Genomic DNA, 17,135 nt, shown 5'->3' with positions numbered 1-17,135 from the left:
CCGCCGGGCCAGATGACACGAAGTAGATGGAACAGCCAGGCATCGACTCGCTGCGGCGAGTGTAGGTTATGATACAAAAATAGGAGTCAAAGCCTCAATCTGCACTTCCTCTTGGGAGAGCAGGCGGAGGCTTCTTGGCGTCTGCAGGACCCGGTTCAAAAAAGTTTCAAATCAACTTTGTATACTAACGCTTAGGACTTAATTCTGTATTCAATGCTGAGAGGACGGAAACAAACATGCTTGACAAGAAAAACCAGCTTATGCTGCAGCTGGCTGCCGGTGCGGGAGTGCTGAACGTCTTGATGTTCATCGCCGCAAAGAAATGGCCTATGTTCCATGATGAGGGGCATGTATCCCACTCATTCTCACCCGATACGGAGCCAGGGCAGCTGCTGATTCTGGCTGCATCACTTCTCGCACTGGCCGCCAATGTCGGTCTGTTTCTGCGCAAACGCGGGCATCGGGCGTTGCCCTGGCTGAACGCTGTATGTTTGACATTAGCTAGTATGTCTATGATTAGCGGCAGCGGAGGAGGCGTCGAGTTTCACTTCTCGATCTTTATGGTTATCGCTGCCGCTGCCTACTATGAAGATACTAGGATCATCGGGATGATGACGGCGCTGTTTGCCGTCCAGCACGTGGCCGGCTACCTATTCGTGCCCCAGCTCGTATTCGGTACGGACAGCTACCCGATCCTGATGGTAGGGCTGCATGCCTTGTTTTTGCTAATGACCTCGGTGTTCACGTTGCTACAAATCCGCTCCAAGCACCGAATAACCGAGCAACTGGAACTGGATAAGAAGGAGAAGGATCTGCAATTGGCGGAACTGCTGGAGGAGGTGCGGGAGCTATCGGACCGGATCGGCTCTACAGCCTCGCTCGTGTCGTCCACTTCCGAGTCGAATATGGGAATCAATCTCGAGATGGGCCGAGCTTACACTGACGTGCTCGGAGGTCTGGGCGATCAGAGGCATTCCATCGAGCAGATGGGTAGTCTCCTGAATGAAGTGTCCGAGCCGATCCGGCTGGCGTTTATTTCCTCTGCGGAGGGACAGCGGGAAGCGGCGGCTACAGAAGAAATGCTTGCTTCCAGTCATGCTCATTTCCAGGCTTTGGAGAGCCAGATGAGCCGTATCTACGAAGCGGTGACGTCCGGGTCCGAGGCGGTGCGGACCATGCAGGACACGATACGGAGCACAGCTTCCGCTGGGGCTCTGATCCGCGAGGTCGCCGATCAGACGCAGCTGCTAGCATTGAATGCGTCTATTGAAGCAGCAAGAGCGGGAGAGAACGGTCAGGGCTTTGGTGTGGTGGCTGCCGAGATTAGAAAGCTGGCGTCTCAGAGCCAAGCTGCAGCGGTAGAAATTCAAGTCGGTCTGAACCGCTTGCAGGAAGCGGGTCAGCGGACAACGGGGCATGTCATGACCGGACAGCTCGCAGTCACGCAGTCGAGTGAGCTGCTCGAAGTCTTCTCCGGCGGATTCCGACAAGTACAGCAGACAGTCCTCACACTGCTGGAATTCATTAAATCTACAGACAGCCTGATGCTGGACATTCACAACGGTTCTGCGGGCGTGACAGAAGCCATGCTCCAGATGACTGAGGTCACTGAGGAAGGAATCGCAGCCCTGGAAACGATCGTGGAGTTAAGCGGCCAGCAGTCCAGAGGAGCAAAGCAGATTCATCAGGAGATTGCTGCGCTGCATGAGCTTAGCCGGACGCTAGAGAAGCAGTTCGCCGCTGGAGCTTAGATCGATTAGGACGTTCAACTCAGCTTCATGCAGTAGCGGAAGAGGACCAGCAGATCTGCTGGTCCTCTTCGGTATGGCTGCAGGTAGCTCTTAATGTCTTGGCTGTCCCGCATATGTATTGGAGTAACCGGCAGACGGCTGGTAGCCTGAAGGAAATGGGGGAGCCGAGCTCTCGATCTGCTGGGCCAGACTAGAGATCTGATGGAGCTGCTGGACGGCCAGCTGATGCCCCTGGAGGGCATGCTGAATGATCTGCACGGCCTGGTGCTCACGCTGGGCGATCTGCTCCAGCTGAATGGCATTGCTTCGTTCCTGCTCAAGCAATTGCTCATACAAGCCGGAAGCCTGCTGAGTTTGCTGGATCAATTGCTGCACGAGCTGGGAGATGTGCTGGGAATTCTGAACATGTGTCATGAAAGGTAGCCTCCTGATTTTGTATACATATAGTTTTAAGCTTGAATTACCAGGTTATTGTGCATGGTAACGAATCATTCTATACATGAGGTTTCTTAAAGTTCCAAGCGAGTCTGTTTGCTTTACAATAGGCTCTCCAAGGACGTACAATCGATGTACTTGGATTGATAATTATTCTCAATATAAAGGGGGGATTCCATGTCTTCGATAGTCCGCATTGAGGGGATGCATGATTATTTCGACCGGTTCTCCACGATGTTGGGCGGGAGGATGTCCGATAGCCATCCAGACGAACAGCAGACCCAGTTGCCGCCGCAGCTCGGGCAGGGAACGATTACCCGCATCCCGATTCGGGCCGGTATGGAGGTTGTGATTACCGACATGGTGCTGGAGCGGGATCTTCAGGTTCAGATAGAGGCAACGTATGGTCTGTTCGAGCTCAATTACTGTATGGAAGGGGAAATCTACTGCGCCTGGGACGGTCAAGAGCATCATACGGGCCGTCATGGCGGGAATGTGTTCAATATGGATCAGATCCAGCTCTATATGGAAAAGAAGGGAGGAATGCCGATACGAACGGTGGAGGTTCGTCTGAGCCCCGCTGAGCTGCTGCGTTATGTGCGGGGCACCCCGGATCAGCCGGTCGTGGAGGCGCTGCTGCAGCGAACGCGGGGAAGAATCAGACCGTATGCCGATTCTCCGCTGGTGCAGGCCTGTGTCCGTGATTTGTTCCAATGTACCGGATGGAGGAGCATGAAGCGGCTTTATGCGGAAAGCAAGGCTATGGAGCTTATCGCGCTGATCGCCCAGGAAGGGGAAGGTGAGCGGGATACCGGCGGATCTCTCATCGCGCTGAGTGCGGACGATAGAGAGCGGCTAGAAGAAGCCCGATCACTTGTCCTGTCCCGGTTGGAGCAGCCGCTGTCGATCCCCGAGCTGGCCCGCCAGGTTGGCATCAATGAATACAAGCTGAAAAGAGGCTTCCGCGAGCTATTCGGCCAGACCGTCTTCGAGCTGGTGCGTCAGGGAAGGATGGAGAAGGCGCTGGAGCTGATGGAGCTGGATGGGATGAATGTCAGCGAGACAGCGGTTCAAGTAGGCTATAGCAACATGAGCAACTTCACGTCTGCGTTCCGGAGGCACTATGGGCTGAATCCCGGCGCGTACATCAAGCAGCTTAGCCGCAGAGGGGTTTCCCTCCGCAGGCCATAAGGCTCCCTTTGCAGGTAGTGCCCGATATCCCGATGCCCTGATAATAAGAGCATCTAGAGCCTGGGAATCAGGCGGGGTGGAAGGGAGTGCTTCAGGTTGAAAACGATGCGTGTTGTGCTATTCGCTGCGGTGCTCGTAGCGATGGCATCGATAGCCACTTTTAATCCAATTCTCGGACTGTTGTCCAGGGGGCTCGGCTTCACCGAAATTCAGTCTGGCAGCCTGGTTACGGTGACGGGTATCTGCTGGATTGTCGGCAGCTTCATCTGGAGCCGCCGGGCCGGGAGCAGCCGCAAGCCGATCCTGATCGCAGCGATGGCCGGGTATGCGCTTACGCTGGTCGCCTTTGCTTATGTGACGGACAGGGCCCAGACGGCAGGCTGGAGTCCGGGCCTGCTCTATGCCGGGTTGCTGGCGCTGCGCGCTGCCGGCGGGTTCTGCTTTGGAGCGATTCCATCGCTCGTCCAGGCCTATCTGATGGAGAGTACAGGAGCCGAGAGCCGCGCCGGAGGCATGGCATTGTTCGGGGCGGCCAACGGGCTGGGCTTTGTACTGGGGCCGGCGCTGGGGGCTGCGTTGACGCCATTCGGCTTTACGGCACCGATGTATGCGTCAGCGATTCTTCTGGCGGCGGTTATCGTCCTGTGCGGATGGATGCTGCCCAGGGGAAAGGCCATCATCGTTGCGTCTGGGGGAGATCGGCTGTCCGTTCGCGATCCGCGGATTCGTCTCTATCTTGGAATCGGTCTTCTCCTGTCTACGGTGATGATCGTGCTGCAGGTTACCTGCGGCATCTACATGCAGGACCGGCTGGGAGTGGATGCCCCGAGCGCCGCGCGGATGGTAGGTATAGGACTATCCGTGGGAGGCGTGATCGTCGTAGCGGTCCAGCTTTTCATCGGACGCCGACTGACCTGGAAGCCCAACCGGGTAGTGCGGACCGGACTGTTCGCACTGCTGGCGGCCTTCACGCTGTTCATGGTAGCGCCATCGTTGTATCTGGCCGTATTTGTACTGTTCGGCCTCGGGATCGGCTTCACGCTGCCGGGCTATATGACCGCAGCTTCGCTGGCTGTCCAGGAGCGGGAACAGGCTGCTGTGGCAGGCTTTACGGCAGCTGCACAGGGAGTCGGTTCGTTCATCGGACCGGTGACGGGAGCGGCGCTGTACGCGGTTCATATCTCGTTGCCGTATGCGATCTGCGCGCTTGTCCTGTTAGTTTTTTATGTAAGAGTGGTCTGGCTGTCCCGCAAGCCCGAGGTTCGTCTGCCTGGACAAGGCTCATAATGGAGGAAGAAACGGAACGCTCATCTAGCGTTCTGCGCATCAGTCTTGCTCATGTACGGTGCCCAGTAGAGAGACGAAGTAGGCTTTCTGCTGCCCCCGTACTGGGGAATCAGTAGGGAGCTGTCCGCAGGCGAGCTCGAGCACGACGCTGCGTCCCATAAACGCCTGAGACGAGCTGACGGTGCGGATCACTCCGCAGCCATCGGTCCGCGGTTCATTTTGCTTGGCGATATACCGGGCTGCTTGGGAGGCGGCTGTGCGTTCCGTGATCCACGGTGCATACGGAAGCAGGCAGACAAGCAGGACGCCCAACAGGACGGCTAGCATAGGTTTCGTCATGGCGGATCACCTCGGTTCCTGTGCAGGCCGTTATGGCCTGATTTTCCTTATTATACTATAATTAGAGCCTGGATGGGGATTGCCGGACAAGCGGTCCGGGCACCCCGATAACTCTTACCCAGGAGGATATCCTCATGAAAGTATTGGTAGCTAGATACACGGTGAAGCCCGGTCAGACGGACAAGGTGATCGAATACCTGAAGGAGATGACCCGGAAAGTGAAGGAAGTAGAACCAGGTTGTATCATGTACCGGGTTCATCGTCCGACGGATGGTTCAGATACGCTGCTGCTCTATGAGGTTTACGAGAATGAAGCGGCCCGAGAGCTTCACCGTCATACGGAGCATTTCAAGGCGATTATTGAAGCTCAGGTCATCCCGCTCCTGGAACGTCGGGAACGGGAGTTTTTGGATGTGGTGATCGATGCGGCGCAGTAGATTTATTTTCTAACGATACTCTCCGTTTTCTCGCATTCCAGACTATGCCATAATTGGTTGCGAAGGTACGGATTAGTAATCTAGGAAAATGAGGTGTATGCATTGATCGAATTGCGTGCTTTGCTATTGCCGGACGATTATGAAGCGATCGCCGCGTTGTTAAATCAGGTAGGGGCGGAGCCGACGTCTGCCGAGAAACTGCTTGAGGAAGACGGCAAGCTGTATGAGAAGGGACATACCTGGATCGACGAGAATGGACGACTGGCGGGGTATGACCGGGAACGGCGGGTTGCGGTCACAGAAGCCGGGGAAATCATAGGTTTTGCCATCTCTTGGCGGGCACCGTGGACGGAGCCGGGCCATCTCTGCAATACGCTGGTCGTGGACTCGCGCTACCGGGGACAAGGCATCGGAGATCTGCTTCTTGCCCATGTGGCACAGTGGGCGTCCAAATCAGGGGCCAGCCGGATGCTGTCCGAAGCTTGGGACGACGATCCTGCGGCGGTGGCGTTTGCCGAACGAAAAGGCTTTTCTATCGATCGCCATACGTTTCAATCCCTGCTGCAGCTTGAGGGTGCGGATCTGCCCCCGGCTGCGCTTCAGCTTCCAGAATCGTTGGAGGGGGAGGGCATTCGCTTCCTGACGCTGGCGGATGAGTCCGGTGAGGACAGCGAGACCAAGCTGTACGAGCTGTACCGGGAAACACTCGTGGACATTCCCGGATTTCTCGGGGACGTGCCGAACCAGACCGAGTGGCGCAAGTGGTATTTGCAGGTACACGGCTATGCCCCGGAGCAGGTGATTATCGCGGCGGAGGGAGATCGGTTCGCCGGCGTGACGAATGTGCTCTACCATCCAGTGACCAACGGGATGTACCACGAATACACGGGGGTGAGCCGAGATTTCCGGGGACGGAAGGTGGCGCTTGGCTTGAAGATTCAGGCGATCCGGATGGCTATTGCCCGCGGTGCGGCCTATCTTCGTACGGATAACGACTCGATGAACGAACCGATCCTATCCATCAACCGTAAGCTGGGCTATGTGCCTTTGCGCGGCCATTACCGGCTTCATGCAGACCTTGACCAGGTGCTGGCCTCGGTCCGCGGGCGGGTGGAAAATACTGAAGCGGGACCGACAACCGCAGGCTTGGGATAGCCTGGAAGTACGGGGACTGAACGAATGAGGTTTCGGGAATGAGCTTTCGTTTGACAAACGGTCCGCAATTCGCATAAAATAGCAATCAGAATTGAATCGTTCTCGATGATGGAGAAAGTTGCCGGATAACCGTCGGCCTTTGCAGCGAGCTGGGGATAGTGAAAGCCCGGACAGACGGATCGGAAACCATGGCGCTCCTGAGAGACATGCCTCGGAAAAAAGCGGATTCTCCGGCAGATTGAGCGGAGGATCAAGTAGGGTGGAACCGCGGGAGCCTATAACTCCCGTCCCTACGTCGGCCAAGTCGGCAGACGTAGGGACGGGAGTTTTTTGCGTGCCGTTGCTGCTCGAGCCGTCGACTGTGTGCCGGACCCCACTTATCGCAAAGGAGCGAGTTGACTATGAATTTTCAGCAAATGACGCTGACACTGCAGCAGTTCTGGGCAGAGCAAAACTGTATCGTCGTACAACCGTACGACACCGAGAAGGGCGCAGGTACGATGAACCCGATGACCTTCCTCCGTACGATTGGACCGGAGCCTTGGAATGTGGCTTATGTAGAGCCTTCCCGCCGTCCGGCGGATGGCCGTTATGGGGAAAACCCGAACCGGCTGTACCAGCATCACCAGTTCCAAGTCATCATGAAGCCGTCCCCTGACAATATTCAAGAGCTGTACCTGGAGAGCCTGTCGCGTCTGGGCATTGACCCGCGTCAGCATGATATCCGCTTCGTCGAGGACAACTGGGAAGCTCCAACGCTGGGCGCCTGGGGACTCGGCTGGGAGGTATGGCTGGATGGGATGGAAATTACCCAGTTCACGTACTTCCAGCAGGTCGGCGGCATCGACTGCCATCCGGTAGCCGTGGAGATTACGTACGGGATGGAGCGTCTGGCCTCGTACATTCAGGAGAAGGAAAATGTGTTCGATCTGGAGTGGGTGGACGGCGTCACCTATGGCGACGTGTTCAAGCAGCCGGAATTCGAGCATTCCAAATATACATTCGAGGTATCCGACGTCGCGATGCTGTTCCAGCTGTTCTCGACCTATGAGGGGGAAGCCAAGCGCGCGATGGAGCAGAATCTCGTCTTCCCAGCTTATGACTATGTGCTGAAATGCTCGCATACGTTCAACCTGCTGGATGCCCGCGGCGCGATCAGCGTCACGGAACGGACCGGCTATATCGGCCGGGTGCGGAATCTGGCCCGGTCGGTATCGGCTACGTATTTGCAAGAGCGGGAGCGTCTCGGCTTCCCGTTGCTGAAGAAAGGGGTGGAGCAGCATGGCTAAGGATTTGCTTCTGGAAATCGGGCTGGAGGAAGTGCCTGCCCGCTTCGTACGCGCTGCGATGGAGCAGCTCAAGGATAAAACAGAGAAATGGCTGGAGGCCAGCCGTTTGTCGCACGGCGGCGTTCAAGCCTATGCAACCCCGCGTCGTCTCGCGGTGCTAGTCACGGCGCTTGCCGATAAGCAGGAGGATGTTAGCGAGGAAGTAAAAGGACCTGCACGCAAGGTCGCGCTGGATGAAGCTGGCAACTGGAGTAAGGCGGCGCTTGGCTTCGCACGCAGCCAGGGTGTGGCTCCAGAGGAGCTGTTCTTCCGCGAGCTGGCCGGTGTGGAATACGTATACGGAGTGAAGAGCAGCCAGGGCGTGGAGACATCGTCGCTGCTGCCGGAGGCACTGCCTGCGCTGATCACCTCGCTCACTTTCCCGAAAAATATGAGATGGGGCAGCTACGAGCTGCGCTACGTCCGTCCGATCCGCTGGCTCGTTGCGCTGCACGGCGCAGAGGTTGTACCGTTCGAGATTACGGGCGTGGCTTCCGGCAACGTGACGCGCGGCCATCGCTTCCTCGGTCAGGATGCCGTGATTGAGCAGCCTGCCCAGTACACAGCCAAGCTGAAGGAACAGCACGTGATCGCGGACGTGGAGGAGCGCCGTCAGGCGATCGCCGCTGGCATCGATGCCCTGGCTGCTGAACGGAACTGGCATATCGCGGTTAAGGAAGATCTGCTGGAGGAGGTTCTGTTCCTCGTCGAAACGCCGACCGTGCTGGCCGGTTCGTTCGACCCTGACTTCCTGTCGATCCCGCAGGATGTGCTGATCACATCGATGAGAGAGCATCAGCGTTACTTCCCGGTGCTGGATGGCGAGGGACGCCTGCAGCCGCATTTCGTCACGGTGCGCAACGGAGATGCGCTGTCTCTGGATCTGGTTGCCAAGGGCAACGAGAAGGTACTGCGCGCACGCCTGTCCGACGCCAAGTTCTTCTACGAGGAAGACAAGCGCCTCGTGATCGCGGATGCGCTCGCGAAGCTCGAGAATATCGTCTACCACGAGGAGCTGGGCTCGATCGGGGACAAGGTGCGCCGTATCCGTGCTATCGCCGACAAATTGGCTGCACATCTGTCGGTTGATGCGTCGACTGGCAAGCAGATCAGCCGCGCGGCGGACATCTGCAAGTTCGACCTCGTGTCCCAGATGGTATACGAGTTCCCTGAGCTGCAGGGCATCATGGGCGAGGATTATGCTGCACTCGCTGGTGAGGACGCGGCGGTTGCTCGGGCGATTAACGAGCACTACTCGCCACGCAACGCCGGAGATTCTGCCCCTGCCTCGCTGGTAGGCGCGCTCGTCGGTATCGCCGACAAGATCGATACGATCGCAGGCTGCTTCTCCATCGGTATTATCCCGACGGGCTCACAGGACCCTTACGCGCTGCGCCGTCAGGCTGCAGGCATCGTCAGCACGCTGCTGGCGCACGGGCTGGAGCTGACGCTCTCCGAGCTGTTCGATATCGCGCTGGATGCGCATGCTGGCCGTGGTCTGAAGCGGGAAGCTGCAGAGATCAGACGCGACATGCAAGAATTCTTCACGCTGCGCGTGAAAAACGTGCTGTCCGAGAAGGGCATCCGCTACGACGTCGTCGACGCGATCCTCGGCGCAGGAGCCGACGACGTGCGTCGCACGCTGCTCCGCGCAGAGGTACTGGCTGTTGCTGCGTCCGAGGACAACAAGGATTCGCTGCGCAAGGCGGTTGAATCGTTCAACCGCGTCTGCAACCTGGCCGCTAAGGCCGAGTCGCGCGAGGTGAATGCCTCCTTGTTCGCCGAAGCGGCGGAAGGCGCGCTGTATGAGCAAGGGCAGCGTGTGCACGGCCAGTTTATCCAGGCAGTGGCAGAAGCTCGGCTAGCCGAAGCGTACGACCTGCTGTCGTCGCTGAGCGCTCCGATCACGGATTTCTTCGATGCGGTCATGGTTATGGCTGATGACGAGGCTATCCGCCGCAACCGGCTGGCGCTGCTCGCAGGCGTTGCCGAGGATATCAAGGCGTTCGCGGACTTCTCCAAGCTCGTGTCCAAATAAGCGGCGAGATGACGGTCCCTGCAGCTTAGACAGCTTCTTTCCAAGTGTTTAGTCTGTGGGGTCCGGCCTAACGTTCCGTTTCGTTAAAATAATCACGTTTAAATCCGATAAGTCCTTCGATACGTCGAAGGGCTTATTTGCTGTTTCTTTTTGAACATGCGGCTAACATACAAGGCTATGTTAAATTTGAATGTTGGTTTTTACTCTAAATTAAAACCGCCCTCACGGGCGGTTCGTTTCGCTCAGCTAATCTCCCTCTTTAGGTTCAATAATTTCTTTAAGTCAATTCTTGTATATGTCTTCTCATAACTTGAGCCATCTTCATTGAAGTGTATGGCGTCTTTTGATTGTTTTTTTATCGTGCAGAGTCCATCCATATCATTAATACTAGCCATCGCTTTCCTAAGATGAAACTGAATGTTGGAGACTTGGAGACAATATTACCCATGTCCAATCACCAATCGTAGCTTGATATCCGAGTTGTAAGATTCCCTCACGTTAAAGAACAACATATTCCGTGAGAAGATTTCGGTATCTGCAATAGTTTTATTGGGATCAACTGGAGATTCAAGTGTTTGTTTCTTCCATGTTACTCCGCCATCTTCTGTTCTCATTATATAGGGGATCGCAGGGGCATCCTTCTCAAAATAACCGAGAAGCCACCCTTGTTTGTCGTCAAGGAAACTTAATTGCAAGGAGTTCTCAGGACGCTTTATTTGTTAGAGCATCCCAATTCTTTCCCCCATCGAAGTTACGTCGCAGCTTCCACCTATCTTCTTCACTTATATGGAATAGGGCCCATCCATTATTCGGATCAATAAATGTATTATCAAGCGAGTTGCCCGGGCCGCTGATCGCCCTGCCTCCGTGCGGCCGGGGAAACCAAATTTTTTGTTCAGGCTCATGGATAGCAGTAGTTTTGTTATCAATGCTTGTAAGGGCCTCAAATGTCCCCAAATCGATTGTTGAATGAGTCGAAGACGGAGGCATCCGCCCCAGTGATTGACTTCTTGTTTTCCTGTTGAAGGCCGGAGCGGACCGCTCTGCCGGTTGCGACTGTCAGACCGGGCCTGCCGCAGTCTCTCGGGCAGTCGGCAGCGTCTGTATAAAGGCTTGCAGGGCACTGCTGACAAATGAATCCTTCCGCGTAATAAATTCCGTCGGCATCCGGTTCACCGAGTCCGGCAGCGCGTGTGCGCGGATGAGTCCATCCGCTTCCTGCCTGACGATAACGGACCGTGGCAGAAGGGAAATGCCCAGACCCGCAGAGATGCCCCCGATAATAGCCTCGAGCGTACCGAATTCCATCTTCACGGATTGTGTGTGACCGCTCTCCTGCAGCCATCTTTCTAACAGCTCCCGATATGAGCAGCCTTCACAATAGACAAGAATAGGCTTCTTCATCGCTTCCTCCAGCGTTTCGATCGCGGAGTGAGAGGCAATGACCACCTCCTCAAGGAAGGCCGGGACCGACTGAAGCTCCGGATGCTCGCACCGGCAGCCGATGAACGCGCCATCCAGCTCATAGTGCAGTACCTTTTCCATCAGCATCTGAGTATTACCGGTCGTCAGGGAGAGCTGTACGTGCGGATGATCCTTGTAGTAATCAACGAATATTGGCGGGAGCCGGACGGCAGCAGCCGTCTGCGTGGAGCCGATCATCAGCGGGCCGCTCGGCTCGCTGGAGGAGGACAACGCCTGGGCGGCCTCATCGAGCAGGCCGACGATTTTGTCTGCATAGGCGAGCAGCGCTTTACCGCTAGAGGAGAGCGTCATCCCCCGGTTATGTCGGAAGAAGAGAACGGTACCGAGCTCGCTTTCCAGCTGCTGGATACGGGCGGTGACGTTGGACTGCACGTAGCCTAGCTTCGTGGCAGCTCTGGTAATGCTGCCTTCTCGGGCTACGGCTTGAAAGATGCGAAGATCCGGGCTTTCCATAGAGGCAGCCACCTTTCTGAATGTCTTGAAGACTTCGGATAGGATTCTGATATCAGTTTGGATGATAGTCAGTTTCATTAACAATCATTATACATGCAACCTATTCCCCGCTACAATAGCCATATCCGATAGTGAAGGGGTTAGCTAACATGAAGCCAATCAAGTACATGAGTCTGATTCTGATTACCACATTCCTGATGGGTATTGCGTATCCGTTGGGTAAAATAGGGATGAGCTACGCTCCCCCGTTCCTGCTGATGGGCATCCGCTATGTGCTGGCGGGAGGGCTGTTGGCCTTGTTGGTAATCGGCAGGCCGCTGCCGCGGGGAGGCAAGCAATGGGGGCAGGTAGCCTTGATCGGTCTGTTTCAATCAGCCGGGGTCATGGGCTGCGTCTACTATAGTATGCATTGGATTACATCAAGCGAATCTGTAATCATCAGCAGCTCCAGCCCGCTGATTGTGATTCTGCTGGGCACGTTGTTCTCGGGAGTGGTCTACCGATTCCGGCAATGGATGGGTGTGGTCATCGGCTGTATAGGCGTCGCAATCGCATTTGGTCTGCATCTGCGTATCGAGCCCGGAACTTGGTTCAGTCTGGCAGGGGCTGTCTTCTTCGCTGTCGCTGCTTTTCTGGTCGGCAAGTGGGGAGGAGGGTTCGACAAGCTCGTGCTCGCCGCGTACCAGATGCTGATTGGTGGCGTGGTGCTGCTTATTCTCAGCAGCCTGACGGAGCCTGTCTCTTTCATGGTCAACAGCACATCCATTACTGTGATGCTGCTGCTGGCGCTGCTATGCTCGATTGTTCAATTCTCGATCTGGTTTTATCTGCTGACGAATACCGATCCGGCTAAGACGTCATCCTTCCTGTTTCTGGTGCCGATCTTCGGTGTCCTGTGCAGCTGGCTGCTGCTCGGCGAGCATATCGCTTGGTACGTCTATGCGGGTGGAGTCCTGGTCTGCGTGGGCATCTATCTAGTGAATAAGCAGGTCCAACCTGCTGCTTTTCGTAAGGCCTCCGGCAGACCTGCGTAAGGGGCAGTACCAGGCTTTGGGAAAAAGGCTGGAAGGTCAAGCATTTAAAAACGAATTTACGGGAGGAACTGACCCATGGAGCTTCAAGGAAAAACGGCAATTGTGACAGGCGGAGGAACAGGAATAGGCAGGGCGACAAGTCTGCTGCTGGGGAAGCGGGGAGCGTTGGTCGCAGTGAACTATTCTCGTTCCCGGGCTGAGGCGGAAGAGACGGTCGGGCTTATTCGGAGCGAAGGGGGAACGGCTATAGCCGTTCAAGCGGACGTGTCTCGGGACCGTGAAGTGAAGGAGATGGCCGCGATCGTGGCGCAGGAGTTCGGCAGCATCGATCTGCTCGTCAACAATGCAGGCATGACCCGGCATATTCCGCTGGACGATCTTGGAGGCGTATCGGAAGAGGATTGGGATGAGCTGTACGCCGTGAATGTCAAGGGAATGTTCTTCTGTGCGAGAGCGGCAGCCCCCTGGATGAAACGGAGCGGCCAGGGAGCCATCGTCAACGTCGGCAGCATCGCCGGTGCGACCGGCTCGGGCTCATCACTGCCGTATGCCGTATCCAAGGCTGCTGTCCATGGACTGACGAAGTCGCTGGCCCGTGCGCTTGCTCCGGATATTCGCGTCAGCTGTGTAGCACCTGGAGCTGTGGCTACCCGCTGGTGGGAAGGACGCGAAGTCCGGATGCAAGGGTTGATTCCTCAACTGCTGCTGGAGCGGATCGCGACGCCGGAGGATATCGCCCGGATGATCGTTTCGCTGCTGGAGCAAGACGCGATAACCGGGCAGATCGTCACCGTGGACAGCGGGCAGACGCTGTAGGTTTGTTTAATTTGACGCAGCAGCGGCGGTCGATGCTCCCGGTCGCCGGAGGGCCGACTTACTCGTAATATCCTTCCGTTGATTTACGTAATTGCTTGAATTGATTGGCATCATGCCCGAACCACACCTGAGAGTGGGTTCGGGCCGCCAGCGTGCGGATCTTCTCGACGGCATTCCGATAACCGAGTGAATCGTAGATAATCCCCGGCGGCCTGACCGGCGGGCCATAGCTCTCTGCTGTATATATGGCGTCGGATGCAAGGATAATCCCGCCCGTCTCCGGCATCTCAATGTGCAAGCCCAACATGCCCCAGGCATGTCCGCTGCCAAGGTTTATGATCTGAATACCTTCAGCAAGCTCCAGGTTATCTGCACCGCGTTTGACCGTTTTCCAGTGCAAGTGATTTTTGATCCAGGCGTCGATATCCGCCCACACATAAGCCCCTTCCTTTTCGTTGCGGGCATACGATTGCAGGGCGCCGTTCAGCTCATCCTCATGCACGATAATCGTAGCGTTCGTGAACATCTCCAAGCAGCCGGCATGATCCAGATGCAGATGGGAGGCGACCACGTACTTGATGTCCTCTGGCCTTACATTCAGCTGCTCCAGCCGGTTATGCAGGTAGCATTCCTCGCTGGCTACCCAGGGGAACGCATGCTGGGTGGATGGGGCCCATCGTCCTTCCGTCCCCATCGAATCAGGATTGCAGGATGTATCGAACAGAATTTTCCCCTCTGGGTGATCAATCAATACCGTATAAATCGGAAATTCCACAAACTCTGTCCGGGCGTTAGGATTGCTGATCGTAGCCGGATTGTGCATGGCGATAAGCCAATTTTTGTCCATACTCATTCGGCCGTTATCCATTACATACAGCTTAGGGCGGGCTTTAATTACATTCGACATGTTATTGCCTCCTTATTGTAAAAAGAAATGATGCAGATCTTGGGTCCTCTTACCTGCAGCGGTGCTTGGTGATCTAGACATACCATAATATATAAACTAATATGACGTAAGTAGGCACTTTATTGTATCCAATATGCATAGGCGGGGGAGGATGACCCATTGACGACTTCAGAAGAAAAAAGACAGCCCGAGATCACATTAACAGGCTGCGGCTATCATAGAGTCCTTGAGTTGATCTCTGATAAATGGACGGCACTTGTTATCTATGCATTGGAAAATGGAAGTGTAAGATATGGAGAGCTTCTGAGGAAAATCGAGGGGATTTCCAAGAAAATGTTGACCCATACGGTGAGAAAGCTGGAAAGAGACGGGTTGGTACATCGCCATATTACACCGATCGTGCCCCCAACCGTCGAATACTCGTTAACCCCGTTGGGAGAATCCTTGCTGGAGCCGATGAGATCGCTGAGGCAATGGATCAGGGTCCATGATTCGCAAGTCATGGCGGCAAGAGTCAATTTCGATCAAACTTACAATAAAGATAACGACTCCCCTAATCTTGAAGATCACTTATAGTGAATGATGAAGTCCGCAGGCGCAGAGGCTGGCGGATTTTTTTCGTTGTTTATGGTTGATAGGGACGGGGAATTTGATATGATGCTCATACATGATGAATGATAATTGGAATCGCAAAAATGGAGAGTGCCTACCCTGTCTATCAAAATGATTAGGTTTCATCGGGAGGAAAAGACCTTTCTAAGTCTAATATTGATGGCCATTGATAAGGCAAGCGAGGCTGGGATTACATTAGAAATTACTGAAATGTAGTCTAAGTAATAAAGTGATCGCTTAAAATTACCCTGGAGTGCGAAATTGGAGGTTTTTCGTTATCTATAGGTTCTAAGGCAATTTTTTTCATTTTTCTTCAGCGATATGGTTAAGAAACTTGAGATTAGGAGGATTTTTATTTAGTAAATGACGGTTCAATAAATGATGAAGCATCATCTCTTACCCCGAGGGTCCGAGAAGGTGTTTCTTTTTTTTCTTAAAAATTTTTCAAGGGCCAATGACCTGTAAAAAGCTTATTTTTCCCAATGATGGTTGAAGTGTCCAAGCATCGGATGTACTTGTTCATAGACTACTAGTATTGCAGTTTTATTAACGAATAAGGTTGGTGAGAACCATGAGCCAAGCGAATATCCCTAACATTACTCCCAGCATCACAATTACCAGAGACGACGCCCTAAATCTTCTGCTGGCATCCATTGCTATCGAAGAACTGGGACTAGGACATGTTATTAATGCTGAAGCTGAGAAAATTCAATATGCAGTTGGTACATTGCCGGGGTTGACGGTTCCTGCGACTATTAGCGATTTACTCGCTATTGACACCGGCGTCAGAAGTACGATGCAGGAATTAATTAAGAAAGAATTGCTGCTGAGCACCAAGCTGGATGCTGTTCTGTCTGCACCATCCCTGCTAGGACCGACAGGCCCAACGGGTCCGACGGGTCCCGCTGGAGGACCGACCGGACCTACGGGGGCTACGGGAGCGGGAGCTACTGGAGCTACGGGCGCGACAGGACCCACTGGCGCAACGGGTCCGACGGGCACCTTTACAGGCGGAATATTGTTCAATGTTATAGGGCCAACTGGATCCGCAACGGTAGGTTTGAATGATAGCATTAACTTCCTATCCGACACTCTGGCTATTGCCGTAACGCAAGGTTCTGCTAATGTGAGAATTGAAACGTTAGGGTCGCCTACAGGCGCTACCGGGGCGACGGGGACTACTGGCTCTACGGGCGAAACCGGCAGAACCGGAGCTACAGGAACTACTGGTGCCACAGGTGAGACTGGAGCAACCGGAAGCACGGGAGCCACGGGTGAAACTGGAGCGACTGGAAGCACGGGAGCAACAGGTGAAGCTGGAGCGACCGGAAGCACGGGAGCCACAGGTGAAACTGGAACGACTGGAAGCACGGGAGCCACGGGCGAAACTGGAGCGACTGGAAGTACAGGAGCTACGGGTGCAACTGGAACGACCGGAAGCACGGGAGCCACGGGTGAAACTGGAGCGACTGGAAGTACAGGAGCTACGGGTGAAACTGGAGCGACTGGAAGTACGGGAGCCACGGGTGAAACTGGAGCGACTGGAAGTTCAGGAGCCACAGGTGAAACTGGAGCGACTGGAAGCACGGGAGCCACAGGTGAAACTGGAGCGACCGGAAGCACGGGAGCCACGGGCGCAGCAGGAGCGACTGGAAGTACAGGAGCTACGGGTGAAACTGGAGCGACTGGAAGTACAGGAGCTACGGGTGAAACTGGAGCGACTGGAAGTACAGGAGCTACGGGTGAAACTGGAGCGACTGGAAGTACAGGAGCTACGGGTGCAACGGGAACGACCGGAAGCACGGGAGCCACGGGTGAAACTGGAGCGACTGGAAGTACAGGAGCTACGGGTGAAACTGGAACGACC

16 protein-coding genes are annotated in these 17,135 nt (G+C 55.1%); 11 read left to right on the top strand and 5 right to left on the bottom strand.

Going from position 1 to position 17,135, the window contains the following annotated elements:
- The first annotated feature begins 236 nt into the window (after window positions 1-236).
- Window positions 237-1,751, top strand: a complete 1,515-nt coding sequence (locus tag WMW72_RS28285) for a methyl-accepting chemotaxis protein (protein ID WP_341418944.1) — start codon at window positions 237-239, stop codon at window positions 1,749-1,751.
- Between the two features lie 90 nt (window positions 1,752-1,841).
- Here the strand turns inward: WMW72_RS28285 and WMW72_RS28280 are convergent, their stop codons facing one another.
- Complete coding sequence (locus WMW72_RS28280; RefSeq protein WP_341418943.1) at window positions 1,842-2,165, bottom strand: AMP-dependent synthetase and ligase; 324 nt, start codon at window positions 2,163-2,165, stop codon at window positions 1,842-1,844.
- Between the two features lie 198 nt (window positions 2,166-2,363).
- On the opposite strand from WMW72_RS28280, the gene WMW72_RS28275 reads away from it, so the two are divergent.
- Both WMW72_RS28275 and WMW72_RS28270 read left to right on the top strand, forming a co-directional pair.
- Window positions 2,364-3,377, top strand: coding sequence for a helix-turn-helix domain-containing protein (locus WMW72_RS28275; RefSeq protein ID WP_341418942.1), 1,014 nt, complete (start codon window positions 2,364-2,366; stop codon window positions 3,375-3,377).
- A gap of 105 nt (window positions 3,378-3,482) precedes the next feature.
- The gene (locus WMW72_RS28270; protein WP_341419036.1) at window positions 3,483-4,664 is read left to right on the top strand and encodes an MFS transporter; all 1,182 of its coding nucleotides are present in this window, start codon (window positions 3,483-3,485) and stop codon (window positions 4,662-4,664) included.
- Between the two features lie 39 nt (window positions 4,665-4,703).
- On the opposite strand, the gene WMW72_RS28265 is transcribed toward WMW72_RS28270, so the two are convergent.
- Window positions 4,704-5,003 (bottom strand): hypothetical protein, encoded by a 300-nt coding sequence (locus WMW72_RS28265; RefSeq protein ID WP_341418941.1) that lies wholly within the window; start codon window positions 5,001-5,003, stop codon window positions 4,704-4,706.
- A gap of 134 nt (window positions 5,004-5,137) precedes the next feature.
- Here WMW72_RS28265 and WMW72_RS28260 point away from each other — a divergent pair, with 134 nt between their 5' ends.
- From WMW72_RS28260 to glyS, 4 genes are all read left to right on the top strand, one after another.
- Entirely contained in the window at window positions 5,138-5,440 is a 303-nt protein-coding gene (locus tag WMW72_RS28260; protein ID WP_341418940.1) for a putative quinol monooxygenase, read from the top strand.
- A 102-nt stretch (window positions 5,441-5,542) separates the two neighbouring features.
- Window positions 5,543-6,595, top strand: coding sequence for a GNAT family N-acetyltransferase (locus WMW72_RS28255; protein WP_341418939.1), 1,053 nt, complete (start codon window positions 5,543-5,545; stop codon window positions 6,593-6,595).
- Window positions 6,596-6,996: 401 nt separating this feature from the next.
- Window positions 6,997-7,884 carry a glycine--tRNA ligase subunit alpha gene (glyQ, locus tag WMW72_RS28250; protein ID WP_341418938.1) on the top strand — a complete coding sequence of 296 codons (888 nt, stop codon included), beginning with the start codon at window positions 6,997-6,999 and terminating at the stop codon, window positions 7,882-7,884.
- A complete protein-coding gene (glyS, locus tag WMW72_RS28245; protein WP_341418937.1) occupies window positions 7,877-9,961 on the top strand; it encodes a glycine--tRNA ligase subunit beta in 2,085 nt (694 codons plus the stop codon). Before glyQ ends, glyS begins: the two co-directional genes overlap by 8 nt.
- Window positions 9,962-10,401: 440 nt before the next feature.
- Here the strand turns inward: glyS and WMW72_RS28240 are convergent, their stop codons facing one another.
- Together WMW72_RS28240 and WMW72_RS28235 are read right to left on the bottom strand one after the other, a co-directional pair.
- On the bottom strand, window positions 10,402-10,575 hold the full coding sequence (locus WMW72_RS28240; protein WP_341418936.1) for a hypothetical protein: 174 nt from the start codon (window positions 10,573-10,575) through the stop codon (window positions 10,402-10,404).
- Window positions 10,576-11,020: 445 nt separating this feature from the next.
- Complete coding sequence (locus WMW72_RS28235; protein ID WP_341418935.1) at window positions 11,021-11,899, bottom strand: LysR family transcriptional regulator; 879 nt, start codon at window positions 11,897-11,899, stop codon at window positions 11,021-11,023.
- Between the two features lie 149 nt (window positions 11,900-12,048).
- Here WMW72_RS28235 and WMW72_RS28230 point away from each other — a divergent pair, with 149 nt between their 5' ends.
- Complete coding sequence (locus WMW72_RS28230; protein ID WP_341418934.1) at window positions 12,049-12,933, top strand: DMT family transporter; 885 nt, start codon at window positions 12,049-12,051, stop codon at window positions 12,931-12,933.
- Window positions 12,934-13,008: 75 nt separating this feature from the next.
- Window positions 13,009-13,749, top strand: a complete 741-nt coding sequence (locus WMW72_RS28225; RefSeq protein ID WP_341418933.1) for an SDR family NAD(P)-dependent oxidoreductase — start codon at window positions 13,009-13,011, stop codon at window positions 13,747-13,749.
- 58 nt (window positions 13,750-13,807) lie between these two features.
- On the opposite strand, the gene ahlS is transcribed toward WMW72_RS28225, so the two are convergent.
- Complete coding sequence (ahlS, locus tag WMW72_RS28220; protein WP_341418932.1) at window positions 13,808-14,656, bottom strand: AhlS family quorum-quenching N-acyl homoserine lactonase; 849 nt, start codon at window positions 14,654-14,656, stop codon at window positions 13,808-13,810.
- Window positions 14,657-14,815: 159 nt separating this feature from the next.
- Between ahlS and WMW72_RS28215 the strand changes: the two genes are divergently transcribed.
- Both WMW72_RS28215 and WMW72_RS28210 read left to right on the top strand, forming a co-directional pair.
- Complete coding sequence (locus tag WMW72_RS28215) at window positions 14,816-15,232, top strand: winged helix-turn-helix transcriptional regulator (RefSeq protein WP_341418931.1); 417 nt, start codon at window positions 14,816-14,818, stop codon at window positions 15,230-15,232.
- Between the two features lie 607 nt (window positions 15,233-15,839).
- On the top strand, window positions 15,840-17,135 hold a 1,296-nt coding region (locus tag WMW72_RS28210; protein WP_341418930.1), incomplete at its 3' end, for an alpha-helical endospore appendage domain-containing protein.

Origin of the sequence: Paenibacillus filicis (assembly GCF_038070315.1) — a bacterium.
GTDB classification, from domain to species: Bacteria; Bacillota; Bacilli; order Paenibacillales; family NBRC-103111; genus Paenibacillus_G; species Paenibacillus_G filicis.
Note: the sequence above shows the minus strand (reverse complement) of the source record. Positions and strands in the feature narration are given on the sequence as shown.

What these genes read in the sequence shown, in the direction of transcription:
- WMW72_RS28240 (WP_341418936.1), bottom strand. Translation starts at nt 10,575, where the DNA reads ATGAGAACAGAAGATGGCGGAGTAACATGGAAGAAACAAACACTTGAA.
- WMW72_RS28275 (WP_341418942.1), top strand. Translation starts at nt 2,364, where the DNA reads ATGTCTTCGATAGTCCGCATTGAGGGGATGCATGATTATTTCGACCGG.
- WMW72_RS28280 (WP_341418943.1), bottom strand. Translation starts at nt 2,165, where the DNA reads ATGACACATGTTCAGAATTCCCAGCACATCTCCCAGCTCGTGCAGCAA.
- WMW72_RS28260 (WP_341418940.1), top strand. Translation starts at nt 5,138, where the DNA reads ATGAAAGTATTGGTAGCTAGATACACGGTGAAGCCCGGTCAGACGGAC.
- ahlS (WP_341418932.1), bottom strand. Translation starts at nt 14,656, where the DNA reads ATGTCGAATGTAATTAAAGCCCGCCCTAAGCTGTATGTAATGGATAAC.
- glyQ (WP_341418938.1), top strand. Translation starts at nt 6,997, where the DNA reads ATGAATTTTCAGCAAATGACGCTGACACTGCAGCAGTTCTGGGCAGAG.
- WMW72_RS28225 (WP_341418933.1), top strand. Translation starts at nt 13,009, where the DNA reads ATGGAGCTTCAAGGAAAAACGGCAATTGTGACAGGCGGAGGAACAGGA.
- WMW72_RS28265 (WP_341418941.1), bottom strand. Translation starts at nt 5,003, where the DNA reads ATGACGAAACCTATGCTAGCCGTCCTGTTGGGCGTCCTGCTTGTCTGC.
- WMW72_RS28235 (WP_341418935.1), bottom strand. Translation starts at nt 11,899, where the DNA reads ATGGAAAGCCCGGATCTTCGCATCTTTCAAGCCGTAGCCCGAGAAGGC.
- WMW72_RS28285 (WP_341418944.1), top strand. Translation starts at nt 237, where the DNA reads ATGCTTGACAAGAAAAACCAGCTTATGCTGCAGCTGGCTGCCGGTGCG.
- glyS (WP_341418937.1), top strand. Translation starts at nt 7,877, where the DNA reads ATGGCTAAGGATTTGCTTCTGGAAATCGGGCTGGAGGAAGTGCCTGCC.
- WMW72_RS28230 (WP_341418934.1), top strand. Translation starts at nt 12,049, where the DNA reads ATGAAGCCAATCAAGTACATGAGTCTGATTCTGATTACCACATTCCTG.
- WMW72_RS28270 (WP_341419036.1), top strand. Translation starts at nt 3,483, where the DNA reads ATGCGTGTTGTGCTATTCGCTGCGGTGCTCGTAGCGATGGCATCGATA.